The sequence below is a fragment of the Pseudonocardia sp. TMWB2A genome (assembly GCF_017312135.1).
Window position 1 is genome coordinate 4,902,286 of sequence record NZ_QKQY01000002.1, and the last position, 26,546, is coordinate 4,928,831.

A 26,546-nucleotide genomic window follows, 5' to 3' on the forward strand; every position below is an offset into this window, starting at 1 on the left:
TCAGTTTCCCTTCGAGGAGCCGCGCCCCAGACGGGCGAGGACGGACTGACGGGGTCTGCCCGACTGGGCGTTCGTGCGGCGCTTCTGGTCCAGCCAGACCGCGGCGACGAGGACGACACCGACCACGACCTGCTGCCAGAACGGCTGGACCCCGATGATCACGAAGCCGCTCTGCAGGGTGGTGGGGATGAACAGACCGATGACGGTGCCGAAGATCGTGCCGAGGCCCCCGAAAAGGCTCGTGCCGCCGATGACGACGCCCGCGATGACGTTGAGGTTGGTGTTCGACTGCCCACCGATGGTGGTGGACTGGAAGAAGGCCAGGTTGAGGATGCCGGCGAACCCGGCGAGCAGGCCGGCGAAGGCGTAGACCTTGATCGTCTGCAGGTCGACCTTGATGCCGGTGCGGCGCCCGGCCTCGATGTTGGAGCCGATCGCGTAGGTGTGGAGCCCGAAGCGGGTCCGGTGCAGCAGGACCATGCCGAGCACGACGACCAGTCCCGCGATCACCGACAGGGTCGGGACCTGGCCGACGACGTTGCCGAAGCCGACGGTGTCCACGAGGACCTCCGGGGCCGCACGCAGGTCGATGCCGCCGGTGATGATCTGCGCGAAGCCCAGGGCCGCACCGAAGCTGCCCAGGGTGACGATGAGCGGGGGCACCTTGGCCTTGGCGATGAGGACGCCGTTGACCAGCCCCCACATCAGGCCGGACAGGCAGGCGACCACCGCGCCGAGCAGGGCCACCCCCCACCCCTCGCCCCCGGCGGCGACCATGACCTTGCTGGCCACGACGCCGGAGAAGACCAGCACGCTGCCGACGGACAGGTCGATCCCGCCGGTGATGATCACGAAGGTCATCCCGACGCCGAGCACCGCCAGGATCGAGGTGTTGATGACGATGCTGCGGATGTTGAAGCCGGACAGGAACGAGATCGGGGCCAGCGTCCCGAAGATCGCGACGATCACCAGCAGGATCAGGACGATCTGCAGGGCCTGCAGGCGCAGCAGGCGCTGGACGCGGCGGGGCTCGGCCGGCGCGGCGGCGGTCGTGGTCACGGGAGATTCCTTCGCGGCAGCGGACGTGGGGCCGGCCGGGCGTCGTCCCCGGTCGCCCGTCCGGGAGTGGGTGTCGGTGCTCATGCCCCCGCCTCACGCAGGTCGAGCGCACCGGTCATGGCGCCGACGAGCTCCTCGACGCTCGTCCCGGAGCCGCGGTAGACGGCGACGCGACGGCCGTGGCGCATCACCTGCACGCGGTCGGAGACCTCGAGCACGTGCGGCATGGAGTGGCTGATGAACACGACGCCGATGCCCTCGTCGCGGACCCGGCGGATGAGGTCGAGCACGCCCTTGGTCTGCACCACACCGAGCGCCGCGGTCGGCTCGTCCAGGAAGATGACCTTGCTGGCCCACGCGGCGGCCCGGGCAACGGCGATGGACTGCTTCTGGCCGCCGGACATGGCGCCGACCGGGCTGGAGAAGCTGCGCACGGTGGAGCCGAGGCTGGTGAAGTTCCGCTCGCCGGACTCCCGCATCGCGGCGGTGTCCATGAAGCCGAGCTTGCCGAGCAGGCCCTTCCGCATGACCTCGCGCCCGAGGTAGAGGTTCTGGATCGGGTCCAGGTGGGGCGCCAGGGCGAGATCCTGGAAGACGGTCTCGATGCCGAGCTCGCGGGCCGCGATGGGGCTGCCCAGCACGACCTCACGGTTCTCGAACTCGATGCGACCGGCGTCGGGCTGCTCGCTGCCCGACAGCATCCGCACGAGCGTCGACTTGCCGGCGCCGTTGTCGCCGATGAGGGCGACCACCTCGCCGGCGTGGACGTCGAAGTCGGCGCCCTGCAGCGCCGTGACCTGGCCGTACTGCTTGGTGATCCCCTCGGCCCGCAACAGCGGCTCTGACATCTCTCACTCCTTTGTGGCGTCCGTGGCGGTGCTGCCGGCGTCGCGGCGCGCGCGGTGCCGGGTGCCGCCGTACCGGGCGGCACCAGAGGCTCGAGGCCGTGCGAGCGGGCGAGGGGCTGCGGTGCCGGTCGTGCGGGTGGCCGCTCGATGACATCGGTGTCATCTCGCGCCGGGGAGAAGGAAACCAGGCCATGTCATCGGTGTCAAGGCGCGTCGTCCGGCGCCTTCCACCCCGGAACGGACGGGGTCAGGACCGGGCGTCCCCGCCGGACGGGGTGGTCGACGGGAACAGCTCGACGAGGTCGTGCGGGGGGCGGCAGGAGGCCCGTTCGATGAGGCGCACCGGCAGGGTCACCAGGCTGCTCGGCTCCCGGTCGTCGCCCTCGAGCCGGTGGAGCACCCGCTGGGCGGCCAGCCGCCCCAGTGCGTCCGGGTCCTGGTCGACCACCGTGAGCGCCGGCGAGAGCGTCGCCGCCATCGGGAAGTCACCGAACGCCGCGATCGCCAGCCGGCGGCCGGACAGGGCCGGGACCAGCACCATCGTGGTCTGGGCGTCGGAGGAGAACACCGCGGTGGGAGCGGGGTCGGCGGCGGCCAGCGCGGCCGCGGCGCGCCCGGCGCCCGCGGCGGTGGTCGCCCCGAGCAGGACCAGGTCCCGCTCGAAGGGGAGCCCGGCCTCCTCCAGGGCGGCCCGGTAGCCGTGCAGCCGGTTCGCGGTCGTCGAGATGTCCTCGGAGTTGCCCACGAAGGCGATCCGCCGGTGGCCGCGGTCGATCAGGTGCGCGGTCGCCGTCCGCGCGCCGCCGAGGTCGTCCTCGACGAAGCAGTCGGCGTCGATCCCGCGGGGCGGGCGGTCGACGAAGACCAGGGGCAGCTTGGACGACCAGCGCGACAGGTAGCCCTGGTCGGTCGCCGTCGGCGCCATCACCAGGGCCCCCAGCTGGCGGCGCAGCAGCGACTCGACGATCCCCTCCTCGCGCGCGCCCTCCGCACCGAGGCTCGTGATCAGGACGGACATGTCGTGCTGGGCGGCGACCTGCTCGACCCCGTCGGCGATGGCGGCGAAGAAGGGGTCGGAGATGCTGGGCACGGCCAGCCCGATCACCGGCGAGCGGCCGTCGCGGAACGTGCGGGCCAGCATGTTCGGGGTGTAGTTGAGGGCGGCGAGGGCCTCCTCCACCCGGCGGCGGGTCTCCGGGAGGACGTGGCGGTCCTCGTTGAAGACCCTCGAGACCGTCTTGACGCTCACGCCCGCCTGCCGCGCCACGTCACGCATCGTCGCCATCTGCCGTGCATCCCCCTCGCGTCGTCGTGGGCCGCGACCGGGGCCCACCACCGCCGCCCCTCGAACACCGCCTCTGGTGCGGCGCACCGTGCGAGGGCATCATGACACCGATGACAAGCAGCGCCACACCCCACGCGCCGGTCGCCGTGCTGGCCGGCCCGGCGGGAGCGGGGAAGACCACTGTGGCCAGAGCGCTGAGCGCGCACCTGCGGGCGTCCCTGCTGGACCTCGACACGGCCACCGCTCCCCTGGTCTCGGTCGTGGCGGGCCTACTGGGCAGCGACGACCTCGACGGCGCCGTGCTGGCCGAGGCGACCCGGGACGCGCGCTACGAGACGCTCCTCGCGCTGGCCGAGGACTGCCTGGCCTGCGGCACCCCGGCGGTCCTGGTCGCGCCCTTCACCCGGGAGCGCCGTGACCCGGCGGCCTGGGCCGCGACCGAGCGGCGGTTGCGCGAGGCCGGTGGCCTGCCCCGCCTGGTCTGGGTGCACGCCTCCCGTGCGGTGCTGCGCGAACGGCTGCGGGGCCGGGGGGCCGCGCGGGACGCCTCGAAGCTCGCCGACCTCGACGCCCACCTGGACGGCCTCGACCTGCGGCCGCCCGCCGTCGGGCACCTGCCGGTCGACACCGGGCTGCCGGTGCGGATCGAGGAGCTGGCGGCGGCGCTGGGCGGCCGTGTCCGGACGGCGTCGCGGCCGTAGCGTGGGGCCGGTGCTGATGAACTCCGCCGCCGCGGTCCTGCTGCTGGTCGACCTGCAGGAGCGCCTGGTCCCCGCGATGCACGACGGCGAGCGGGTCGTCGCCCGGGCCGCCCGGCTCGCCGAGGCCGCGACCCTGCTCGAGGTCCCGGTGCTGGCCACCGAACAGGTCCCGGAGAAGCTGGGCCCGACCGTCGAGCCGCTCGCCGGGCTGCCGCACCTGGTGGTGCCCAAGACCCGCTTCGCCGCCGACGACGGCGTGCTGTTCCCGCCCGGACGCGGCGAGATCGTCGTCGCCGGGGTGGAGGCGCACGTCTGCGTGCTGCAGACCGTGCTGGAGCTGCTCGCCGACGACCGCCGGGTGGTGGTCGTCGCCGACGCGGTCGGCTCACGGTTCGTCGAGGACGAGCAGCTGGCGCTGCAGCGCGCCCGCGCGGCCGGGGCCGAGATCGTCACCTCGGAGATGGTGCTGTTCGAGTGGCTGCGCGACGCCGCGCACCCGCGCTTCCGCGAGGTCCAGAAGCTCCTCAGGTAGGGCGCACAGCCCGCGCACAGGATGCGGCGGGACCGTGGCCGGGTGACCACCACCGTCGCGGCCCCGCGTCCCGTCCCCGCCACCGCCGTGCTCGCCGTCGTCGGCGCGGCGCTGCTGCTCATCGCCGCCGTGACCGGGTGGGCGCTGCCGGGGACGGCGACCGCACGACACTGGGACGTCGTGTGGGCCGGCCTCGACGTCGGGACGGCCGTGGCCGCGCTGACCACGGCCGCGCTGCTGCGGGCGCGCGACGTGCGGGCGGCGCTGACCGCGGCGGCCGGTGCCGCGCTGCTGGTCGTCGACGCCTGGTTCGACGTCACCACCGCCGCGGGGACCTCCGGCGCCGCGCTCGCCGTGGCCGAGGCCGTACTGCTGGAGCTGCCGCTCGCCCTGGCCGGGGCGCTGCTCGCGGCCCGGCTGCTCGCGCCCCGCCGCTGACCGGCGGGGGCTACCCGTTGCGGGGCTGCAGGTAGTCCGGGTCGGGGTCGGGCAGCGGCGCGTCGGCCCGGCCGGCGATCAGCGGGTCGACGGCCGCGAAGAACGGCGGTGCCGCGACCGTGCCGCCGAACGCGCCGTGTCCGCAGTCGCCCAGGTGGACCGGGTCCCCGGGGCAGATCTCGGACGGGTTCGGGCCGTCGGCGAACACCATCGAGGAACCGGCGACGCCGTCGATGCCCCCCGGTGCCGCCGACGAACGCGACCGACTCCGAGGAGTTGGTCGTACCCGTCTTGCCGATCGTCGGCCGCGTCCAGCCCGCGGCCCGCGCCGCGGCCGCCGAGGTGCCGGAGACGGTGTCCCCGCCGAGCCCGGCGGACAGGGTGTGCGCGATCCCGGGAGCGACGGCCTGCTCGCAGGCGGGCCGGTTCACCGGCACCGCGGCGCCGTCGCGGTCGGTCACCGACAGCACGGCGTCCGGGGCGCACCACACGCCGTCGCTCTGGACGGTCGCGGCCACGTTCGCCATCTCCAGGGTGGACACCGGACTGACCCCGAGGGTGAACGACGGCAGGTCGGCGAAGAAGGTCGACTGCGGCTGGGAGATCCGCGCGTCCGGCGACGACGGGTCCGGTGTCCCGCCCGCCGCGTTCGACGCCAGGGTGTCGCGCAGCCCGAGCCGGCGCGCCATGTCCACGACCCGGGGGATGCCGGTGCGTTCCTCCAGGTCGACGAACGCGGTGTTCGGGGAGGTCGCGAGCGCGACGGGCAGCGGGATCGGGTCCGGGTAGTCCGGCGTGTCGTTGGCGACCGGGTAGCAGCTGGTCCCGGCGCCGGGGAAGCACGCCGAGGCCGGGTCGGGCAGCGTGCTGTCGTAGCCGACGGTGCCCGCCTCCAGCGCCGCGGCCGTGGTGAAGATCTTGAAGGTGGACCCGGCGCCGAAGACGTTCGACGGCGCGGCGACGAGGTCGCGGGTGGTGTCGCCGGCCGTGGCGTCGGTGCCGGGCCGCCGGTTGGCGACCATGGCGAGGATCTGGTGGTCGCCGGTGGCCGTGTCGCCGTGTCCGGGCCGGATCAGCGCCAGGGTGTTGGCGACGCCGTCCTGGGTGCGCGGCACGTTCGCGTCGACCGCCTGCTGCGCCGACGCCGTCGCGGCCGGGTCGAGGGTGGTGCGGATCGTGTAGCCGCCGGTGTCGAGCTGCTGCTCGGTGAACCCGGCCCGCTCCAGCTCGGACACGGCGTACTCGCAGAGGAACCCGGCGCCGTCGATGGCACCGTAGCAGTTGTGCCCGGGGACCTGCGGCCCGCCGGCGCGCACCCCGAGCGGCGCGGCGGTGGCCTCGGCGGCCTGGGCGGGGGTGAGGGACCCGGCGTCGCGCATGGCCGCGATGACGGTGTTGCGCCGGTCGGTCGCGGCCTGCGGGTGGCGGAACGGGTCGAACAGGGTGGGGTTGTTGACCGCGCCCGCGAGCAGCGCGGCCTGCGGGACCGTGAGGTGCGCGGCGTCGGTGCCGAACCAGGCGCGCGCGGCGGCCTCGACGCCGTAGACGTTGCCGGTGAACTCGACGGTGTTGAGGTACCCGGCGAGCACGTCCTGCTTGGACGTGCCGTGCGCCAGGCGCTGGGCGAGCACCGCCTCGCGGATCTTGCGGGTCGGGGTGTCGGCGTGGTCGGCCCGTTGGGCGGCGGGGTCGTCGCGGTCGACGACGTCGATCAGCCAGTTCTTCACGTACTGCTGGGTGATGGTGGAGCCGCCCTGCACCGCGCCGCCCGCGGCGTCGGTGACCAGCGCGCGCAGGGTGCCGACCGGGTCCACCCCGGACTCGTCGAAGAACCGGCGGTCCTCGACGTCGACGATCGCGGCGACCATCGCCGGGGCGATCCGGTTGTAGGACACGGGGATCCGGTACTGCTCGTCGAGGTAGGCGATCGGGGTGCCGTCGCGGTCGGTGAGGACGGTCGCCGCGGGCAGCGCCGCGGCGCTCGGCAGGTCGCCGGTCGTACCCGGCGGCACGACGGAGGCGACCGCGGCGACGCCGACCGCGGCGGGCGCCGAGCACCCGGCGAGGACGAGGCCGCCGGCCAGGATCCCGAGTCCGAGCCGCCGCAGCACCGACGGGTCCGGGCGGCGCCACCGCCTCGGGGTCCGGGTCTGCCGGAGACGGTCGTTCCAGTGCTGCGCGATCAGGCGTTCCCCCACGCGGGCGATTGTGCGCCGCAACGCTGAGGCGCGCCTGAGACCCGCCCGCGCGAGTCGCTGAGAGTCAGCCGGTCAGGGCGGCGAGCGCGGCCCGGGCCTGCTCGTGGAACCGCTCGACGTTGCCGAGCTTGACGTCCTCGTAGCCGCGCACCAGGTCCGCGGTGTCGGCGACGGCGACCACACCGTCCACGGTGTCGACCTCGAGCCGGTCGAGCGCGGAACGGACCAGCGCCTGGTACTCCCCCACCAGCTCGCGCTCCACCCGGCGGACCCCGGCCCGGCCGAACACGTCCAGCGGGGTGCCGCGCAGCCGCCGGGCCGCGCGCAGCGCCCGGAACGCGGGGGCGGCCAGCCGTCCGTCGAGGGCGATCTTGCGGTTCATCCCCAGCGCGCGCAGCACCGGCGGGTGCAGCATCACCGACACCCGGGCGTCGGGACCGAACGCGGCGTCGCGGCGGGCGGTCTCCACCGGGTCCAGGTGCAGGCGGGCGACCTCGTACTCGTCCTTGTAGGCCATGAGCCGGTGCAGGCCGTGGGCGTAGGCGGCGCCGATGCGCTCCCCGGCCGCGTCCCCGGCCCGCGCGGCGGCGACGGCCGTGACCCTGCGGACCTCCTCGGCGTAGCGCTGGGCGTAGGCGGCGTCCTGGTAGCCGGTGAGGTCGGCGATGCGGGTGGCGAGCACGTCGGCGAGCCCGGTGCCCGCGGCGACCGAGCGGGCCAGCTCCGCGGACGCCTCGTCGACGGCGACCGGGGCCGGCTGCGGCGCGACGAGCGCGCTGCGCACGGCGGCGGCGTCGATCGCGGCGGCCCGGCCCCAGCGGAACGCGGTCAGCGTGGTCTCCACGGCCGCGCCGTTGACCCGGATCGCCTCCTCCAGCGCCTCGGCCGACACCGGGAGCACCCCGTGCTGGTAGGCGGCGCCGAGCAGCAGCATGTTGGTCGGGAGGTGGTCGTCGAACAGCGCCTCGGACAGCGTCTGGGCGTCGACGGCGAGCAGGTCCCGGGTGACCGCGCCGATCCGCTCGACGGCGTCGTCGGTGGAGCCGGGCAGCACGACGCGGCCGGTGACCATGGCCGCGGTCGGCACGAGCGAGGTGTTGACGACGGCGACGGTGTGCCCGGGCCGGGCGACCGCGAGTGTCGCGTCGGAGGCGGTGCCGACGAGGTCCATGCCGATCAGCACGTCCGCGGTGCCGCGGGAGGCGCGCAGGATCCCGTGGTGGGGCTGCTTGGAGATCCGGACGTCGGAGACGACCGGGCCGCCCTTCTGCGCGAGCCCGACCTGCTCCAGCCCGGCGGCGAAGAGCCCGTCGAGGTGGGCGGCCATCTGCAGGATCGCCGAGGCGGTGACGACGCCGGTGCCGCCGATGCCGGGCATCCGGATCAGGGTCGCGTCCGGGTCGACCCGCGGCTCGGGGTCGACGAGCGTGACCGGCAGCGCCGGGATCTCCCGGCGCGGCCGGGTGCCGGGCACCACGATGAGGAACGACGGGCAGTCGCCCTTGAGGCAGGAGTAGTCGGTGTTGCAGGACGCCTGGTGGATGGCGGTCTTGCGACCGAACTCGGTCTCCACCGGCAGCACCGACAGGCAGGTGGACGCCTCGCCGCAGTCGCCGCAGCCCTCGCAGACCCGCTCGTTGATCAGCACCTTCTCGGCCGGGGCGGGCAGCTTGCCGCGCTTGCGCAGGCGGCGCTCCTCGGCGGCGCAGCGGTCGTCGTGGATCAGGACGGTGACGCCGTCGAGGGCCTTCAGCTCCTCCTCGGCCGCGGCGAGCTCGTCGCGGTGGCGGACGCTCGCGATCGGGTCGAGGGCGATGCCGCGGTAGTCACGCGGGCTGTCGGTGGTGACGACGATGCGGCGCACGCCCTCCAGGGCGAGCGAGCGCGTGATGTCGGGGACGTTCATCCGGCCCTCGGCGCGCTGCCCGCCGGTCATGGCGACGGCGTCGTTGTAGAGCAGCTTGTAGGTCATGGTGACCCCGGCCGCGACGGCGGCGCGGATCGCGAGCGAGCCGGAGTGGTGGAAGGTGCCGTCGCCGAGGTTCTGGACGAGGGTGCGGTCGTCGGTGAACGGGGCCAGGCCGATCCACTGGGCGCCCTCGCCGCCCATCTGGGTCAGCCCGATCTGGTGGCCGCGGTGCTCGCCGTCGAGGGCGATCATCGCGTGGCAGCCGATCCCGACCCCGACGAGCGTGTCGTCGCCGGTGCGGGTGGAGGTGTTGTGCGGGCAGCCGGAGCAGAAGTACGGCGTCCGGTTCCCGAGCAGGTCCAGCCCGATCCGCGACGGCTTCGGCGGTGCGAGGCGCTCCAGGTGCGCGGTCGCCGCGGCGGGCAGGGTCCGCCCGGCGGCGGTGAGCCGGGCGGCGAGGGCGCGGGCGACGTCCTCGGAGCCGAGCTGGCCGCGGGCGGACAGCAGCGGGCGGCCGCGCTCGGCGCGGCGGCCGGTGACCGTGGGCCGGTGGTCGCGCCCGTAGAGCGCGTCGCGCAGGTGGCCCTCCAGGAACGGCACCTTGTCCTCGACGACGAGCACCTCCGCGCAGCCCTCGACGAGCCCGGCGAGCGCGTCGGCGTCGACCGGGAACGGCATGGCGAGGCGGATCAGGCGCACGCCGAGCGCGTCGAGCTCGGCCTCGCCCAGGCCCAGGTCCTCGCACGCCCGCAGCACGGTGGCGTAGGCGGTGCCCGAGGCGAGCACGGCGAGGTGCGGGTCGCGGGAGGTGAAGGTGACGCGGTTGAGCCCGGTCTCGCGGGCGTACTGGCGGGCCAGGTCGAGCCTGCGGGTGAGCTGGTCGTGCTCGGCCTCGACGGCGGCGGGCCCGACGAGCGGGCCGGACTGCGCGCGGTCGGTGGCGGGCGGGGCCGGGATGCCGACCAGCTCGGGGCGCAGCGCGCCGAGGTCGACGGTGCAGGACGCGTCGGCGACGTCGGCGACGATCTTCAGGCCGGTCCAGAGCCCGGTGGCGCGGGACAGCGCGACGGCGTGCAGGCCCAGCTCGATCACCTCGGCCACCGAGCCGGGCGCGAGCAGCGGCATCGCCAGGGACTGCGCCATCGGCTCGCAGGAGCTGGGCACGGTGGAGGACTTGCAGGACGGGTCGTCGCCGATGATCGCGACGGCGCCGCCGAGCCGGGCGGTGCCGGCCAGGGTGCCGTGCCGGATCGCGTCGGCGGCCCGGTCGAGGCCGGGGTTCTTGCCGTACCACCAGCCGACGACGCCCTCGTGGCGGCGGCCGGGGACGGCGTCGAGCAGCTGGGTGCCCGCGACGGCGGTGGCGGCGAGCTCCTCGTTGAGCCCGGGCCGGAACACCACGCGCTCGGCGTCGAGGTGGGCACGGGCGCGGCCGAGCTCGGCGTCGAAGGTGCCGAGCGGGGAGCCCTGGTAGCCGGAGACGAACGAAGCGGTGTCGAACCCGCGGGCGGTGTCGAGGCGGGCCTGCTCGAGCACGAGCCGGACCAGCGCCTGGATCCCGCTCATCGGGGCCCGACCGTGGGCGGCGAGGTACTTGTCGTCCAGCACGGTCATTCTCGGCTCCTCGGCGAGTCGGGCGGCGCGTCCGCACCAGGACAGCGCGACGACGGCCTCGACACAATGCCCATGGCAGTGATCGCCGCGGATACGCAACGGATACCGTCGAAGGCCCACGAGACCGTGGATCCGTTGCGCTGGAGGTGCCGTGCCCGAGACCGAGGTCGACGACCTGGACCACGCGATCCTGCGGTTGCTGCACGAGGACGCGCGCCGCACCTACGCCGACATGGCCGAGCGGGTCGGGCTGTCCACCGCCGCGACCAAGCGGCGGGTCGACCGGATGCGCGAGTCCGGGGTGATCACCGGGTTCACCGTGCAGGTGGACCACGCCAGACTGGGCTGGCCGGTCGAGGCGTTCAGCGAGATCCGCTACGCCGGCACCGCGAGCGTCTCGGAGATCGTCGACTCGGCGTCGCGCCAGCCGGAGGTGCAGGCGGTCTACACCCTGGCCGGTGACCTCGACGCCCTGGTGCAGGTCCGGGTCCGCGATCTCGCGCACCTGCAGGAGGTGATCGACCGGCTGCGACGCAACGGCACGGTCACCGGGACCCGGACGCTGATGGTGCTGGGCCGCTGGACCCGCACCTGATCATTTGCTTACCGCAACGATCGGGTCGATCATGATCGGGTGCTCGTCCTCTGCAGTGTCACCGGTTCCCCCTCGCACGGCCGGGCCGTGCTCCCCTTCGCCCGCGCGCTGGGCGACGCGGGCCACCGGGTCGTGGTGGCGTGCCCGCCCGACATCGCGGGGGTGTTCGACGGTGCGCCGGTCGTCGTCGAGCCGGTGTTCGCGACGATGGCCGACTCCGCCGAGCACCTCGGCCCGGCCGTCGCCCGGCTCGGTGGGCCCGCCGCACTCGCGACGCTGACCGCGACCGAGGTGACGACGGCACTGCTGCCGACCCTGTTCGCCGGTCCGCAGGTGACGAGCTCGGCGCGGGCGCTGCTCGCGCTGGTGGGGTCGCACGGGACCCCGGACCTGGTGCTGCGCGACGGCGGCGAGACCGCGGGGTTCCTGGTGGCCGAGCACCTGGGGGTGCCGTGTGTGGCGGCGCCGTCGGGTGCGGGCAACGTCCTCGCCCCGCACGTCGTCGCCGACGCGCTGGCGGAGCGTCGCGACGAGCTCGGCTTCGCCGCCTCGGACGACCCGGCCGCACTGCACCGGTGGGGGCGGCTGGACTGCATGCCGCCGCAGTTCTCACTGGCGGGGCCGCAGATCGCACCGGCGCGGGCGTTCCGCCAGGACGACCAGGTCTCCCGCGGCGAGACGCTGCCCGGCTGGGTCGGCGCGCTGCCCGGGAGCCGGCCGCTGGTCGTCGCGGGGCTGGGGACGGCGATGCCGGCGATGGCCGGGCGCGCCGAGCGCCGCGCCCCCGTCGACCCGCACGCCGCGCTGCGCACGGTGGCCGAGGCGGCGTCCCGGCTCGATGCCGAGGTGGTGCTGTCCACCGGCGGCCTGCCGGTCGACGACCTGGCGCTGCCCGCACACGTGCATCCCGCGCCGTGGGTGCCGCAGCCGCTGCTGCTGCAGGTCGCGGACCTGTTCCTGACCCACGGCGGCTACAACGGCGTCCGCGAGGCCGTGCGGCATGGCGTCCCGCTGGCGGTGCTGCCGCAGTTCGGGGACCAGGAGCACAACGCCCGGCGGATCGCCGAGCTCGGGCTGGGCGCGCACTGCACGCCCGACGCCGCCGAGGTCGCCGCGACGTGCACCCGGCTCCTGGGCGACGACGACGTCCGCGCGCGGATGCGCTCGGCCCAGCGCGCGATGCTGGCGCTGCCGCCGGTGGAGGACGCCGTCGGCGTCCTGGAGGACCTGGCCGCGCGTCGGGTCCCCGCGCTCGTGCCCTGACCGCCCGGGTCAGGCGGGCGGGCCGTGCGGGGCGCGCGGCCCGCAGGCGACGACGGTGCGCGCCCAGGTGCCGAACAGCACGAGCACCCCGAGCACGGTGACGACCAGGCCCGGCCCGATGTCGTCGGTGCCGGCGACCGCGGTCTGCCGCGACCACACCGCCCACAGCCCGGTGACCGCACCGACGCCGGTGACGGTGGCCGCGGTCCAGGCCAGCGGCCAGAACCGGGTCAGGAGGGCGAGCACCGACACCCCCACCGCGACGACCGCGACGACGGTGAACAGCCACGGCAGCGGCCCCATCGCGGCCCGGCCGGCGAGGACCTCCCATCCGGCGCCGCGGGTGGACCAGGGCATGAGCAGGGCGGCGACGACGGCGGCGACTCCCGCCCCCGCGACGACCGACGCGGGGCCGGGGTCGATCCAGCGGTCGACCCGCCATGCGATGCGGGTGAGCTCGTCGGCGAGCTCGGGTGACGCCTGCGGGGACAGCGCGCCCGGGCCGGGCGTGCGCGGTGCGCTCATGCGGCTCCCTCGTCGTCACTGCGGTGCCGGGATGTCGGGACGGTCATTGCACCACGACGGTGCCGGCCGCGGCGCCACCGACGGGGTGGCTCCGCGGGCCGGTCCGCGAGCCCGCAGCGCGCACCGCCCGGCGGTTCCGGCGGCACCGGACCGGCCGTCGCGGTCGGCACCCGCTCGCCTAGGCGGCGCGCACGGCGCAGCGGCAGGGTGCGCCCTGCTGGCAGCCGCAGCCACAGGTGCTCGCGCACCCGCAGGCCGAGGTCGCCGCACTCATCGGGGCCGGGCCCGCCGACCCGCTGCAGCAGCCGCCGTCGAGACAGCTCAGCCGCGGGACGGACGGGAGCGGTGGTGCCGGGGCCGGGGCGGCGACGCCGAGCGCGGCGAGCACCCGGTCGGCGAGATCGGGGACCGGGTCCGCCGGACCGACGCGTGCGAGCCGGCCGAGCCGGTCGGCACCGTCGGCGAACGCGCGGCAGGACGCGCACCCGGCGAGGTGGTCCTCGGCCGCCGCGCGCTCGTCGTCGCCCGCCTCACCGTCGAGACAGGCGGACAGCACCTCGCGGTAGCCCTGACAGTCCATACCGTCACTGTCGTACACGAGGCCCGTCTGGTTCCACCCGACCCCCGTCCGTGTCCCGTCCGCGCGCCCCAAGGCCTGTCGGGCGGGTCCGACCGTCCCGGGTCCACGGGCGCACACACGCCACGGTGCCCGACGTCGCACACGTTCCTGCGACCTCGCACCCTCTGCAGGGTCTGCGAGGTCGCAGGAAAGCATGCGAGGTGCGCCGGCCCACCGGCCGTGCGGGAACTCCACGAGGGAGCACACCCCGGACCCGATACGCGGCGACGCGAAAAGAGTCCGGAAATGAGAAATGCCCCGGACTCGAAAGTCCGGGGCACATCCCATCAAAGTTGAATGTCGGCGACGACCTACTCTCCCACACCCTGGCGAGTGCAGTACCATCGGCGCTGGAAGGCTTAGCTACCGGGTTCGGAATGGGACCGGGCGTTTCCCTACCGCAATGACCACCGACAACACTATCCAACTATCACCCCACCCCCAAAAACCTAGGGGCAGGGGTCGAGCACACACACCACCCCACCACCCCCCAACTCACCGGGGGGATGTGGATGGTTGTGGACTCAGGGTCACACAGTGGATGCGAACAACTCGTTGTGGCAAGCCCTCGGCCTATTAGTACCGGTCAACTCCACCCCTCACAGGGCTTCCATCTCCGGCCTATCAACCCAGTCATCTACTGGGAGCCTTACCCACTCGAAGGTGGTGGGAGACCTCATCTTGGAACAGGCTTCCCGCTTAGATGCCTTCAGCGGTTATCCCTCCCGAACATAGCCAACCAGCCGTGCCCCTGGCGGGACAACTGGCACACCAGAGGTTCGTCCGTCCCGGTCCTCTCGTACTAGGGACAGCCTTCCTCAAGTCTCCAACGCGCGCGGCGGATAGGGACCGAACTGTCTCACGACGTTCTAAACCCAGCTCGCGTACCGCTTTAATGGGCGAACAGCCCAACCCTTGGGACCTACTCCAGCCCCAGGATGCGACGAGCCGACATCGAGGTGCCAAACCATGCCGTCGATATGGACTCTTGGGCAAGATCAGCCTGTTATCCCCGGGGTACCTTTTATCCGTTGAGCGACACCCCTTCCACAAGGTGGTGCCGGATCACTAGTCCCGACTTTCGTCCCTGCTCGACCCGTCAGTCTCACAGTCAAGCTCCCTTGTGCACTTACACTCAACACCTGATTGCCAACCAGGCTGAGGGAACCTTTGGGCGCCTCCGTTACTCTTTGGGAGGCAACCGCCCCAGTTAAACTACCCACCAGGCACTGTCCCTGAACCAGATCATGGCCCGAGGTTGAGACACCCAATTCGACCAGAGTGGTATTTCAACAACGACTCCACCACCACTGGCGTGGCGATTTCACAGTCTCCCACCTATCCTACACAAGCCGAACCGAGCACCAATACCAAGCTATAGTAAAGGTCCCGGGGTCTTTCCGTCCTGCCGCGCGTAACGAGCATCTTTACTCGTAGTGCAATTTCGCCGAGTCTGTGGTCGAGACAGCGCCCAAGTCGTTACGCCATTCGTGCAGGTCGGAACTTACCCGACAAGGAATTTCGCTACCTTAGGATGGTTATAGTTACCACCGCCGTTTACTGGCGCTTAAATTCTCCGCTTCGCCCCCAAAGGAGCTAACAGGTCCTCTTAACGTTCCAGCACCGGGCAGGCGTCAGTCCGTATACATCGTCTTGCGACTTCGCACGGACCTGTGTTTTTAGTAAACAGTCGCTTGGGCCTGGTCTCTGCGACCGGCCGTCCCTAGCCCGCAAGGAGCCTCAAGACAACCGGCCCTCCTTCTCCCGAAGTTACGGAGGTATTTTGCCGAATTCCTTAACCACAGTTCGCTCGATCGCCTCGGTATTCTCTACCTGACCACCTGTGTCGGTTTGGGGTACGGGCCGCAACAGCACTCGCTAGAGGCTTTTCTCGACAGCATGGGATCACCCTCTTCGCCTCAATCGGCTACGCATCACCTCTCACCCTTATATGAGCCCCGGATTTACCTAGGACTCGGGCTACAGGCTTACACCACGACAACCACCGCGTGGCGGAGCTACCCTCCTGCGTCACCCCATCACTTGCCTACTACCAGATCGGATCCCACGCTCCCCCACAAACACAACTCCCGAAGGAGCCGAGGTGGGTTCGGATGGTTAGCATCACCGGCCTTGGCATGGACGCACTGTCACGAGCACGGGAATATCAACCCGTTGTCCATCGACTACGCCTGACGGCCTCGCCTTAGGTCCCGGCTCACCCTGGGCGGAACAACCTGGCCCAGGAACCCTTGGTCATCCGGCGGCAGAGATTCTCACTCTGCATTCGCTACTCATGCCTGCATTCTCACTCCCACACCCTCCACCCGTAAATCACTCCCGGGCTTCACCAGATGCAGGACGCTCCCCTACCCAACAACACCTAAAGATGTCATTGCCACGGCTTCGGCGGTGCGCTTGAGCCCCGCTACATTGTCGGCGCAGGACCACTTGACCAGTGAGCTATTACGCACTCTTTCAAGGGTGGCTGCTTCTAAGCCAACCTCCTGGTTGTCCGGGCGATCCCACATCCTTTCCCACTTAGCGCACGCTTAGGGGCCTTAGCCGGTGATCTGGGCTGTTTCCCTCTCGACCACGAAGCTTATCCCCCGCAGTCTCACTGCCGCGCTCTCACTCACCGGCATTCGGAGTTTGGCTGACTTCGGTAAGCTTGTCGGCCCCCTAGGCCATCCAGTGCTCTACCTCCGGTGAGAAACACACGACGCTGCACCTAAATGCATTTCGGGGAGAACCAGCTATCACGAAGTTTGATTGGCCTTTCACCCCTACCCACAGCTCATCCCCCAGGTTTTCAACCCTGGTGGGTTCGGGCCTCCACGACGTCTTACCGACGCTTCACCCTGGCCATGGGTAGATCACTCCGCTTCGGGTCTACACCCCGCGACTACAGCGCCCTATTCGGACTCGCTTTCGCTACGGCTACCCCACACAGGTTAACCTCGCCACGAAGCATAACTCGCAGGCTCATTCTTCAAAAGGCACGCCATCACCCTGTACCACGAAAGCACTGCAGGCTCTGACGGCTTGTAAGCACACGGTTTCAGGTACTATTTCACTCCCCTCCCGGGGTACTTTTCACCTTTCCCTCACGGTACTTGTCCGCTATCGGTCATCAGGTAGTATTTAGGCTTGACGGGTGGTCCCGCCAGATTCACAGCGAATTTCACGGGCTCGCTGCTACTCGAGAACACGCCCACAACAGAACCCAGTGTTTTCGCGTACGGGGCTATCACCCACTACGGCCGACCATCCCAGAGTCGTTCCGCTAACACAGGCTCTTGCTGTCCCATCCTCGGCAGAAGATGAACGACACGTCTCACAACCCCGCACCCGCAACGCCTGCCGGCTTGACACGGACACGGTTTAGCCTCTTCCGCTTTCGCTCGCCACTACTCACGGAATCACTATTGTTTTCTCTTCCTGTGGGTACTGAGATGTTTCACTTCCCCACGTTCCCTCCACGCACCCTATGAATTCAGGTACGGGTAACGCCCCATGACGGGCGCTGGGTTTCCCCATTCGGACACCCTCGGATCACAGCTCGGTTGACAGCTCCCCGAGGCCTATCGCGGCCTCCCACGTCCTTCATCGGCTCCTGATGCCCAGGCATCCACCATGTGCTCTTAACAACTTGACCACAACAAGATGCTCGCATCCACTATGCAACACTCAACCCACAACCACACCAGACCGAGAAGAAGCCACCACACCCGAAACCAACCGGGGCGTTAGGACAACCCTCAACCTGAGCGGCCAAAGAAAACAACCCACAGGGTGTCTTCTCAGGACCCAACAGTGTGCCAAGCCAAACGGTCCGACGTGCTGCGTTCCACCCAACGCACCCAACCCACGAACGGGGCTGCTGATGCGATTCAATGAAGGAACCACAGACACCCAACAGAGCAAAACCCTTATGAGCAATCGTGGTGCCCCACCACATGATGGGACTCCTTAGAAAGGAGGTGATCCAGCCGCACCTTCCGGTACGGCTACCTTGTTACGACTTCGTCCCAATCGCCAGTCCCACCTTCGACAGCTCCCTCCACAAGGGTTGGGCCGCCGGCTTCGGGTGTTACCAACTTTCGTGACGTGACGGGCGGTGTGTACAAGGCCCGGGAACGTATTCACCGCAGCGTTGCTGATCTGCGATTACTAGCGACTCCAACTTCACGGGGTCGAGTTGCAGACCCCGATCCGAACTGAGACTCACTTTAAGGGATTCGCTCCACCTCACGGTCTCGCAGCCCTCTGTATGAGCCATTGTAGCATGTGTGAAGCCCTGGACATAAGGGGCATGATGACTTGACGTCATCCCCACCTTCCTCCGAGTTGACCCCGGCAGTCTCCCATGAGTCCCCACCATTACGTGCTGGCAACATGGAACAAGGGTTGCGCTCGTTGCGGGACTTAACCCAACATCTCACGACACGAGCTGACGACAGCCATGCACCACCTGCACACCAACCACAAGGGAAGCCCTATCTCTAGGGATGTCTGGTGCATGTCAAACCCAGGTAAGGTTCTTCGCGTTGCATCGAATTAATCCACATGCTCCGCCGCTTGTGCGGGCCCCCGTCAATTCCTTTGAGTTTTAGCCTTGCGGCCGTACTCCCCAGGCGGGGCGCTTAATGCGTTAGCTGCGGCACAGAAACCGTGGAATGGTCCCCACACCTAGCGCCCAACGTTTACGGCGTGGACTACCAGGGTATCTAATCCTGTTCGCTCCCCACGCTTTCGCTCCTCAGCGTCAGTATCGGCCCAGAGACCCGCCTTCGCCACCGGTGTTCCTCCTGATATCTGCGCATTTCACCGCTACACCAGGAATTCCAGTCTCCCCTGCCGAACTCAAGTGATGCCCGTATCGACCGCACGCTCAGAGTTAAGCCCCAAGTTTTCACGGCCGACGCGACACACCGCCTACGAGCTCTTTACGCCCAATAATTCCGGACAACGCTCGCACCCTACGTGTTACCGCGGCTGCTGGCACGTAGTTGGCCGGTGCTTCTTCTCCAGGTACCGTCAATTGCTCTTCGTCCCTGGCGAAAGAGGTTTACAACCCGAAGGCCGTCATCCCCCACGCGGCGTCGCTGCGTCAGGCTTCCGCCCATTGCGCAATATTCCCCACTGCTGCCTCCCGTAGGAGTCTGGGCCGTGTCTCAGTCCCAGTGTGGCCGGTCGCCCTCTCAGGCCGGCTACCCGTCACCGCCTTGGTAGGCCATCACCCCACCAACAAGCTGATAGGCCGCGGGCCCATCCCCCACCGAAAAAACTTTCCACCACCAACCATGCGATCAGTGGTCCTATCCGGTATTAGACCCAGTTTCCCAGGCTTATCCCAGAGTGGAGGGCAGGTCACCCACGTGTTACTCACCCGTTCGCCGCTCGTGTACCCCCGAAAGGGCCTTACCGCTCGACTTGCATGTGTTAAGCACGCCGCCAGCGTTCGTCCTGAGCCAGGATCAAACTCTCCAACAAAACCCTGACTTGCAACAAACAACTGGCCACAACACCCGACGGGATCGAATGCTGCAACCAAACAAACAATTTGGCACAAAACACCAAACCGAATAAATAGCTCGACACACTGTTGAGTTCTCAAAAGACACCCGCACCGCAATCACCCAACCCCCCGAGAAGGAAGCGGGATCCTGAAGGCGGATCGCCTTGACCCACAAAGGTAACCACACCGAGAAAATCGGTGAACCACCGGGGGTCGCTGTCCGCGGGGCCTGTTGACCGAGCCTCTCAGGGCCCGTTCTGTCCGGCTCACTCGCTGACAGGAAGAAAGTTACACGGCCCGTCGGACGCCGTTCACAGGGGGGTCGGTTTTCGGCGTCGTCGCAGGTCAGAGGCATGGGTGCCCTGATCGGCCCCGACCGCGCCCCCGTCGTCCACAGTGCTCCCGGTCCCCCGCGGCGGTCAGGCCGCCTGCGCGGCGGGGCGGTCAGGCCGCCTGCGCGGCGGGGCGGTCAGGCCGCCTGCGCGGCGGGGCGACGGAGCAGCCCGCGGCGCTCGCGGCGGTGCTCGGACTCCCGGATCCCGCGGGCCGGCAGCGACAGCCGCCAGATCGAGCGGGTCGCCTGCCAGAACTGCCGCGGGAACGGTCCCGTCGTGTAGGGCAGGTCGTACTTCTCGCAGAGGGCCCGGACCTTCACCGCGATCTCCGGGTACCGGTTGGACGGCAGGTCCGGGAACAGGTGGTGCTCGATCTGGTAGCCGAGGCTGCCGGACATGACGTGCATCAGGCGGTTGCCGGTGAAGTTGGCCGAGCCGAGCAGCTGACGCAGGTACCACTCGCCGCGCGTCTCCCCCTCCAGCTCCTCCTCGGTGAAGACCTCGGCGCCGTCGGGGAAGTGCCCGCAGAAGATGATCGCGTAGGACCAGATGTTGCGGACGACGTTCGCGGTGGCGTTGGCGGTCAGCGTCGAGACCGCGGCGGGGCCGGTGAGCAGCGGGAACAGCAGGAAGTCCTTGCGCATCTGCCGGGCGTGCTTGCGGCCGACGTCGAGCAGCTTGCGGCGGAACTCCTCGGGGTCCTCCAGCTGCATCTTCAGCAGGCCGTCCACGTCGAGGTCGTGCAGCGACACACCGTGCTCGAACAGCAGCATCAGCAGGACGTTCCAGAACGGCTGCCCCAGGTAGGCGGGGTGCCAGGGCTGGTCGGCGCGGACCCGGAGGATCTCGTAGCCGACGTCCTTGTCCTTGCCGATCACGTTCGTATACGTGTGGTGCAGGTAGTTGTGCGAGTGCCGCCACTGCTCGGCGGGGCACACGTTGTCCCACTCCCACGTCGACGAGTGGATCTCCGGGTCGTTCATCCAGTCCCACTGGCCGTGCATGACGTTGTGCCCGATCTCCATGTTCTCCAGGATCTTCGCGACCGAGAGCATGGCGGTGCCGGCGAGCCAGAGCGGCGGGATCCGGCTGCCGAACAGCGTGACCCGCGCGGCGACGTTCAGCCGCCGCTGCCAGGTGATCATCGTGCGGATGTAGTCGGCGTCGTACTGACCGCGACGTTCCTCGACGTCGGCGCGGATCGCGTCGAGCTCGCGCCCGATCGCCTCCACGTCGGCCTCGGTGAGGTGGGCGAACTCCTTGACGTCGGAGATGGCCACGACGTTCCTCCTGGGTGTGAGCGGTGTCGGGTCTCGGTGTCAGATCTCCAGGACGCAGTCACCGGCGGCGGCGGTGATGCAGGTCTGGATCCTCTCGGCGGGGGTGTCGGGGTCGCCGCGGCGTTCGGTGCCGTCGCGCAGGTCGCGCACCGAGCCCGACCGCAGGCCGACGGTGCAGGTGTGGCAGATACCCATCCGGCAGCCGTAGGGCAGGTCGAGGCCGGCCTGCTCCCCGGCGTCGAGCAGGGTGGTGGCGCCGTCGACGTCGACGGTGGCGTCGCCGTCGCCCGAGGAGGTGGCGGCGGAGCCGCGGCGGACGAAGGTCACCGTGCCGCCCTCCGCCTCACCCCCGCGCAGCGACGCTGAGAAGCGCTCGACGTGCAGCGCCTCGCCCCGGCCCGCGGACTCCCACAGGTCCTCGGCCTCGTCGAGCATCGCCTCCGGGCCGCAGGCCCAGGTGCTGCGCTCGCGCCAGTCCGGGCAGTACTCCGCCAGCCCGTCGGGGGTGAGCCTGCCGTGCTCCCCGGTGAGGTGCAGCTGCACCCGCAGCGACGGGTGCCGCGCGGACAGGGCGTCGAGCTCGTCGGCGAAGATGACGTCGCCGTCGCGCGGGGCCGAGTGCACGAGCACCACGTCGGTCACGGTGTCGCGACGGTCCAGGGTGCGCAGCATCGCCATGATCGGGGTGATGCCGCTGCCCGCGGTGAGGAACAGCAGCCGCTCCGGGGGCGGGTCGGGCAGCACGAACTCGCCCTGCGGCAGCGCCAGGCGCACCACCGTGCCGGGCCCGACACCGTCGACGAGGTGGCGGGACAGGAAGCCCTCCGGCATCGCCTTCACGGTGATCGAGATGTGCCTGCGGTCGCGACGCGGCTCGGAGGTCAGCGAGTAGGAGCGCCAGTGGAAACGGCCCTCCACCTCGACGCCGATCCCGACGTACTGGCCGGCGCGGTGGTCGAACGACCACCCCAGGCCGGGGCGGATGACCAGCGTCGCGGCGTCGGCCGTCTCGGGCACGACCTTCACCACCCGCCCGCGCAGCTCCCGCACCGACCACAGCGGGTTGAGCAGCAGCAGGTAGTCGTCGGGCAGCAGTGGCGTGGTGAAACGGGCGGCCGCCTTGCGTGCGCGGCGCAGTCCCCTCGGCAGTACGGCGTCGGTCATGACCCACCTCGTCGTCGCGGTCGGGGACCATCGGACCCGATCTCGGTGGCGACGGCAAGTTGGGACGGCGACACCCCCGTCACCAGTGACGACGACGTCGGCCTCCGACCTGCGGGAACGTTACATCGGTTTTCTCGTCAACGATGTCGAGATCGACTGTCTAGGATCGTCCGGGTGGCGGACTTCCCGATCGAGGAGCTGGCCCGCCGGGCGGGGATGACCGTGCGGACGGTGCGCTCCTACATCACGCGCGGGCTGCTCCCGCCGGGCGAGCGGGCCGGCCGGGCCGCCCGCTACACCGACGCCCACCTCGACCGGCTGGACCTGGTCAACGGGCTGCGCCGGCGCGGCTTCTCCCTTGGGGCGATCGAGGTGCTCGTCACCCAGGACCCCGGACGGACCGCCGAGGAGGCGCTGCGGCTCTACCGCGGGATGCTCGCCCCGTGGCAGCCGGAGGAGCCCGTCGAGGTCGACGGGACGGAGCTGCCCACCCACCTCGGGCTCGACCCGGACGCGGTGTCGGCCGACGAGCTGGTCCGGCACCTGTGCGCGACGGGCGTCGTCGAGTCCGCGGCCCACGGACGGCTGCGCATCCTGCGGCCGGACCTCGCCCGGGCCGCCGCGGAGGCCGTGCGGCTGGGCATCCCGCCCGCCGCGCTGGTGGGGCTGCGCCGGCGGCTCGACGACCACACCGGCGCCGTCGCCGAGATGTTCGTCGAGCTGTTCGCCCGGCAGGTGTGGGACGACCACGTCGCGGCCGGGCTGCCCGCCGGCGACGCACCCCGGATCCAGCAGACCGTCGAGCAGCTGCAGCCGGTCGCGACGCTGGCGCTGCTGTCGTCGTTCCGCTCGCGCATGCAGGACGCGATGGACGCCTTCATCACCCGGATCTCCGACGACATCTCCCCCGAGGCCGGACGCGCGATGGGGATCCGGACGACGGACCTGGACGATCGTTGACTCTTCAACGATGATGCGCCGGGTGAGCACCGTGACGACGGACGTCCTCGTGATCGGCAGCGGGCCCGCGGGCTCCTCGGCCGCCCTGTTCCTCGCCGGTCTCGGCGTCGACCACCTCGTGATCACCAAGTACCGGTGGACCGCCGACACCCCGCGCGCGCACATCACCAACCAGCGCACCGTCGAGATCCTGCGCGACCAGGGGGTGGAGGCCGACGTCGTCGCCGAGGGGACGCCGTCGCACCTCATGGGCGAGACGGTGTTCTGCACCGCGCTCGCCGGCGACGAGCTCGGCCGGGTCCGGACCTGGGGCACCCACCCCGCACGGCGCGCCGACTACACCCTGGCCAGCCCGTCGTCGCACTGCGACCTGCCCCAGAACATCCTCGAGCCGATCCTGGTGGGCCGGGCCGCCGAGCGCGGCAGCCGGGTCCGCTTCGACACCGAGTACAGCCACCACGTCCAGGACGACGACGGCGTCACCGTCACCGCGCGCGACCGGCTCACCGGGGCGGAGCTGACGATCCGGGCCCGCTACGTGATCGGCGCCGACGGTGGGCGCAGCGCCGTCGCCCGGGACGCCGGCCTGCCCTTCGACGGCCGCGGCGAGCTCGCGGGCAGCATGAACATCGTCTTCGACGCCGACCTCACCGCGCTGGTCGAGCACCGGCCGAGCGTCCTGTACTGGGTGTTGCAGCCCGGTGCCGACGTCGGCGGCATCGGGATGGGCGTGCTGCGCATGGTGCGGCCGTGGACCCGCTGGATGGCGATCTGGGGCTACGACCTCGCCGGTCCCCCGCCGGAGCTCGACGACGCCGCGGCCACGGCGATCGTCCACGACCTGATCGGCGACGACTCCGTGCCGGTGACGATCCGCTCGACCTCGGTGTGGACGGTCAACGAGCAGTGGGCCACCCGCTACCGGTCGGGCCGGGTGTTCTGCGCCGGTGACGCCGTGCACCGCCACCCGCCGTCGAACGGGCTGGGCTCCAACACCTCGATCCAGGACTCCTACAACCTGTGCTGGAAGCTCGCGATGGTGCTGCGCGGCACCGCCGGGCGGGGGCTGCTGGACTCCTACGACGCCGAGCGCGCCCCCGTCGGCGAGCAGATCGTGCGTCGCGCCAACCGCTCGGTGGAGGAGTTCGGCCCGATCTTCACCGCGCTCGGGCTCACCCCGGGCGCCGATCCCGAGGCCATGCGCGCCTCGATGGCGGCCCGCGCCGACGACTCCCCCACCGGGGCCCGGCGGCGCGGCGAGCTGCGGGCGGCGCTGGAGGCCAAGGACTACGAGTTCAACGCGCACGGCGTCGAGATGGGGCAGGCCTACACCGGCCCCGGCGTCGTCGCCGACGGCACGCCCGAGCCGCCGCCCGAGCGCGACCCGGAGCTGTTCTACCGGCCGACCACCCGCCCGGGGCACCGGCTGCCGCACTGCTGGCTGGGCCGCGACGGGCACCGGGTCTCCACCCACGACATCACCGGCAAGGGCCGGTTCGCCCTGCTCACCGGCATCGCGGGCGGCGCCTGGGCCACGGCCGCGGACACCGTCGCCGCCGAGCTGGGGATCGACCTGGCCGCGCACGTGGTCGGCCCGGGCCGCGAGCACACCGACCTCTACGACGACTGGGCGCGGCTGCGCGAGGTCGGCGAGGACGGCTGTGTCCTCGTCCGCCCGGACGCCCACGTCGCCTGGCGCAGCGACGCGCTCGTCGCCGACCCGGCGGCCGCGCTGCGCGAGGTGCTGGGGAGCATCCTGGACCGGACCCCGGAGGTGACCGCATGACCGGCTTCGTCCACGAGCCCTCCCCCGCGCGGGTGGTGTTCGGCCCCGGCACGATCGACGACCTCGCCGCGGAGGTGACGCGGCTCGGCCGGTCGCGGGTGTTCCTCGTCGGCGGCCGCCACCCCGCGGGCGCGGCGGACCGGGCGCGGGCCGCGCTCGGGTCGCTGCTCGCCGGACGGTTCGACCGGGCCGCCGTGCACACCCCGGTGACCGTGACCGACGAGGCGCTGGCGGCGTTCACCGCGGCCGGGGCGGACTGCGTCGTCGCGATCGGGGGCGGCTCGCAGATCGGGCTGTCCAAGGCGCTCGCGGTGCGGACCGGTGCCGACCAGGTCGTCGTCCCCACGACGTACTCGGGCTCGGAGTGCACCGCGGTGCTCGGCGAGCTGGGGGTGGACACGCCGGGGGTGAAGACCACCCGGACCGACCCGGCGATCCGGCCGGAGACCGTCGTCTACGACACGACGCTCGTCGCCGACCTGCCGTCGCAGGTGGGGGTGCCGAGCGCGGTGAACGCGCTGGCGCACGCCGTCGAGGCGCTGTGGAGCACCGACCGCGACCCGCTGACCGACGCCGCCGCGCTGGAGTCGGTGCGGCTGCTCACCGCGGGGCTGCGCGAGCGCGACACCGACGCGCTGCTGCGCGGGGCGTGGCTGGCCGGGACCTGCCTCGACCGGGCCGGGATGGCGTTGCAGCACAAGCTCGCCCACACCGTCGGCGGCACGCTGGACCTGCCGCACGCGCCGACCCACGCCGTGCTGCTGCCGCACGTCATCTCCTACAACGCGGCCGCCGCGCCGCGGATCGCCGAGGCGCTCGGGCCGGACCCGGCCGGGGCGGTGTACGACCTGCTCGTCGCCGCGGGCGGGCCGACGTCGCTGGCCGCGCTGGGCGTCGACGAGGCCGACCTGGACCGGCTCGCCGAGCAGGCCGTCGCCCGGCCGTACCCGAACCCGGTGCCGGTGACCCGCGACGGCGTGCGCGCCCTGCTCGGGCGGGCCTGGGCCGGGCAGCGGCCGGGGGACCCGGTGCGCGCCACCCTGGACGCGCTGACCGCGCAGGTCACCGCGTCGTTCGGCGGGCCCGACGAGCGGCTCCGCACCCTGCTGGCCGATCTCGCGGCCACTCTGCACGGCTACGCGCGCGAGCACGACCTGACCCAGGACGAGTGGCAGGCCGCGATCGACTTCCTCACCCGCACCGGGCACCTCACCGACGAGCGGCGCCAGGAGTTCGTGCTGCTGTCGGACACCCTCGGGCTGTCCAGCGTGGTGGACGTGCTCACCCACTCGCGCACCCCGGACACGACGTCCTCGGCCGTGCTCGGGCCGTTCTACACCGACGGCCCGCCCGAGCTGGACCAGGGAACCGACGTCTCCGCGGGGAAGAAGGGGACCCCGCTGTGGGTGGACGTGGTCGTCACCGACACCGGTGACGAGCCGGTCGCCGGGGCGGTCGTCGACATCTGGCAGTCCGACGAGGACGGCTTCTACGACCTGCAGCTGCCCGAGACCGAGGGCCCCGTCCTGCGCGGCCGGTTCCGCACCGACGACGCGGGCCGGCTGCGGTTCCGCTCGATCCTGCCCGCCGCCTACCCGATCCCGGCCGACGGACCGGTCGGGGAGATCCTGCACGCCACCGGACGGCACCCCTTCCGGGCGCCGCACCTGCACTTCCTCATCGAGGCGCCGGGGCACCGGCAGCTGATCACGCAGCTGTTCGTCGCCGGTGGGGAGCACCTCGACTCGGACACGGTGTTCGGGGTGAAGGACGACCTGGTCGTGGAGTTCGCCCCGCGCCGCGGCCCGATGCCCGACGGCGTCGAGCCCGACGGGGAGTGGCGACTGCTGGAGTTCACCTTCCGGATCGCCCGCGATCGCTGATTCCTGCCCGATTCCGGGCAGGATCCTGGCC

The 26,546-nt window shown here is 71.2% G+C and carries 17 protein-coding genes, 3 rRNA genes and 1 pseudogene; 8 read left to right on the top strand and 13 right to left on the bottom strand.

The window, feature by feature from the left end:
• The 3 genes from DMP17_RS37510 to DMP17_RS37520 all read right to left on the bottom strand — a co-directional run bounded on the left by DMP17_RS37510 (position 1) and on the right by DMP17_RS37520 (position 3,192).
• A complete protein-coding gene (locus tag DMP17_RS37510) occupies positions 1-1,059 on the bottom strand; it encodes an ABC transporter permease (protein ID WP_226350602.1) in 1,059 nt (352 codons plus the stop codon).
• Between the two features lie 80 nt (positions 1,060-1,139).
• On the bottom strand, positions 1,140-1,907 hold the full coding sequence (locus DMP17_RS37515) for an ATP-binding cassette domain-containing protein (protein WP_226350601.1): 768 nt from the start codon (positions 1,905-1,907) through the stop codon (positions 1,140-1,142).
• A 247-nt stretch (positions 1,908-2,154) separates the two neighbouring features.
• Positions 2,155-3,192: a LacI family DNA-binding transcriptional regulator gene (locus tag DMP17_RS37520; RefSeq protein ID WP_226358019.1), complete on the bottom strand. Its 1,038-nt coding sequence runs from the start codon at positions 3,190-3,192 to the stop codon at positions 2,155-2,157.
• A 110-nt stretch (positions 3,193-3,302) separates the two neighbouring features.
• Here DMP17_RS37520 and DMP17_RS37525 point away from each other — a divergent pair, with 110 nt between their 5' ends.
• From DMP17_RS37525 to DMP17_RS37535, 3 genes are read left to right on the top strand one after another with little or no spacing between them, the layout of a single operon-like run.
• Positions 3,303-3,893, top strand: a complete 591-nt coding sequence (locus DMP17_RS37525) for an AAA family ATPase (protein WP_226350600.1) — start codon at positions 3,303-3,305, stop codon at positions 3,891-3,893.
• A 16-nt stretch (positions 3,894-3,909) separates the two neighbouring features.
• Positions 3,910-4,425 (top strand): isochorismatase family protein, encoded by a 516-nt coding sequence (locus DMP17_RS37530; RefSeq protein ID WP_226350657.1) that lies wholly within the window; start codon positions 3,910-3,912, stop codon positions 4,423-4,425.
• Between the two features lie 42 nt (positions 4,426-4,467).
• A complete protein-coding gene (locus DMP17_RS37535) occupies positions 4,468-4,863 on the top strand; it encodes a hypothetical protein (protein WP_337831996.1) in 396 nt (131 codons plus the stop codon).
• Between the two features lie 10 nt (positions 4,864-4,873).
• Here the strand turns inward: DMP17_RS37535 and DMP17_RS37540 are convergent, their stop codons facing one another.
• The 3 genes and pseudogenes from DMP17_RS37540 to DMP17_RS37550 form a co-directional block, all read right to left on the bottom strand.
• A complete protein-coding gene (locus DMP17_RS37540; RefSeq protein ID WP_337831997.1) occupies positions 4,874-5,074 on the bottom strand; it encodes a hypothetical protein in 201 nt (66 codons plus the stop codon).
• Between the two features lie 121 nt (positions 5,075-5,195).
• Positions 5,196-7,061 (bottom strand): annotated as a pseudogene (locus tag DMP17_RS37545) (transglycosylase domain-containing protein); the annotation flags it as partial.
• Between the two features lie 64 nt (positions 7,062-7,125).
• Positions 7,126-10,584, bottom strand: coding sequence for an indolepyruvate ferredoxin oxidoreductase family protein (locus DMP17_RS37550; protein ID WP_337831998.1), 3,459 nt, complete (start codon positions 10,582-10,584; stop codon positions 7,126-7,128).
• A 151-nt stretch (positions 10,585-10,735) separates the two neighbouring features.
• Here DMP17_RS37550 and DMP17_RS37555 point away from each other — a divergent pair, with 151 nt between their 5' ends.
• Both DMP17_RS37555 and DMP17_RS37560 read left to right on the top strand, forming a co-directional pair.
• The gene (locus DMP17_RS37555) at positions 10,736-11,179 is read left to right on the top strand and encodes an Lrp/AsnC family transcriptional regulator (RefSeq protein WP_179762271.1); all 444 of its coding nucleotides are present in this window, start codon (positions 10,736-10,738) and stop codon (positions 11,177-11,179) included.
• A gap of 39 nt (positions 11,180-11,218) precedes the next feature.
• The gene (locus tag DMP17_RS37560; RefSeq protein ID WP_226350596.1) at positions 11,219-12,442 is read left to right on the top strand and encodes a glycosyltransferase; all 1,224 of its coding nucleotides are present in this window, start codon (positions 11,219-11,221) and stop codon (positions 12,440-12,442) included.
• Between the two features lie 9 nt (positions 12,443-12,451).
• Here DMP17_RS37560 and DMP17_RS37565 read toward each other — a convergent pair whose 3' ends face one another.
• The 7 genes from DMP17_RS37565 to DMP17_RS37595 all read right to left on the bottom strand — a co-directional run bounded on the left by DMP17_RS37565 (position 12,452) and on the right by DMP17_RS37595 (position 21,886).
• Positions 12,452-12,967, bottom strand: coding sequence for an Rv2732c family membrane protein (locus tag DMP17_RS37565; RefSeq protein ID WP_226350595.1), 516 nt, complete (start codon positions 12,965-12,967; stop codon positions 12,452-12,454).
• A 178-nt stretch (positions 12,968-13,145) separates the two neighbouring features.
• Positions 13,146-13,547 (bottom strand): zf-HC2 domain-containing protein, encoded by a 402-nt coding sequence (locus DMP17_RS37570; protein ID WP_226350594.1) that lies wholly within the window; start codon positions 13,545-13,547, stop codon positions 13,146-13,148.
• A 337-nt stretch (positions 13,548-13,884) separates the two neighbouring features.
• Positions 13,885-14,001 (bottom strand): 5S ribosomal RNA (gene rrf / locus DMP17_RS37575).
• 141 nt (positions 14,002-14,142) lie between these two features.
• Positions 14,143-17,244, bottom strand: a 23S ribosomal RNA gene (locus DMP17_RS37580).
• Positions 17,245-17,562: 318 nt separating this feature from the next.
• Positions 17,563-19,082, bottom strand: a 16S ribosomal RNA gene (locus DMP17_RS37585).
• The 16S, 23S and 5S rRNA genes sit together here, the layout of an rRNA operon.
• A gap of 494 nt (positions 19,083-19,576) precedes the next feature.
• Positions 19,577-20,722: a fatty acid desaturase family protein gene (locus DMP17_RS37590; RefSeq protein WP_337831999.1), complete on the bottom strand. Its 1,146-nt coding sequence runs from the start codon at positions 20,720-20,722 to the stop codon at positions 19,577-19,579.
• A gap of 39 nt (positions 20,723-20,761) precedes the next feature.
• Complete coding sequence (locus tag DMP17_RS37595) at positions 20,762-21,886, bottom strand: ferredoxin reductase (protein WP_226366392.1); 1,125 nt, start codon at positions 21,884-21,886, stop codon at positions 20,762-20,764.
• A gap of 174 nt (positions 21,887-22,060) precedes the next feature.
• Here DMP17_RS37595 and DMP17_RS37600 point away from each other — a divergent pair, with 174 nt between their 5' ends.
• The 3 genes from DMP17_RS37600 to DMP17_RS37610 are packed head-to-tail and all read left to right on the top strand — an operon-like array spanning position 22,061 to position 26,515.
• On the top strand, positions 22,061-22,846 hold the full coding sequence (locus tag DMP17_RS37600; protein WP_337832000.1) for a MerR family transcriptional regulator: 786 nt from the start codon (positions 22,061-22,063) through the stop codon (positions 22,844-22,846).
• 22 nt (positions 22,847-22,868) lie between these two features.
• On the top strand, positions 22,869-24,632 hold the full coding sequence (locus DMP17_RS37605; RefSeq protein WP_337832001.1) for an FAD-dependent oxidoreductase: 1,764 nt from the start codon (positions 22,869-22,871) through the stop codon (positions 24,630-24,632).
• Positions 24,629-26,515, top strand: a complete 1,887-nt coding sequence (locus tag DMP17_RS37610; protein WP_337832002.1) for a maleylacetate reductase and hydroxyquinol 1,2-dioxygenase domain-containing protein — start codon at positions 24,629-24,631, stop codon at positions 26,513-26,515. Before DMP17_RS37605 ends, DMP17_RS37610 begins: the two co-directional genes overlap by 4 nt.
• Positions 26,516-26,546 lie beyond the last annotated feature (31 nt).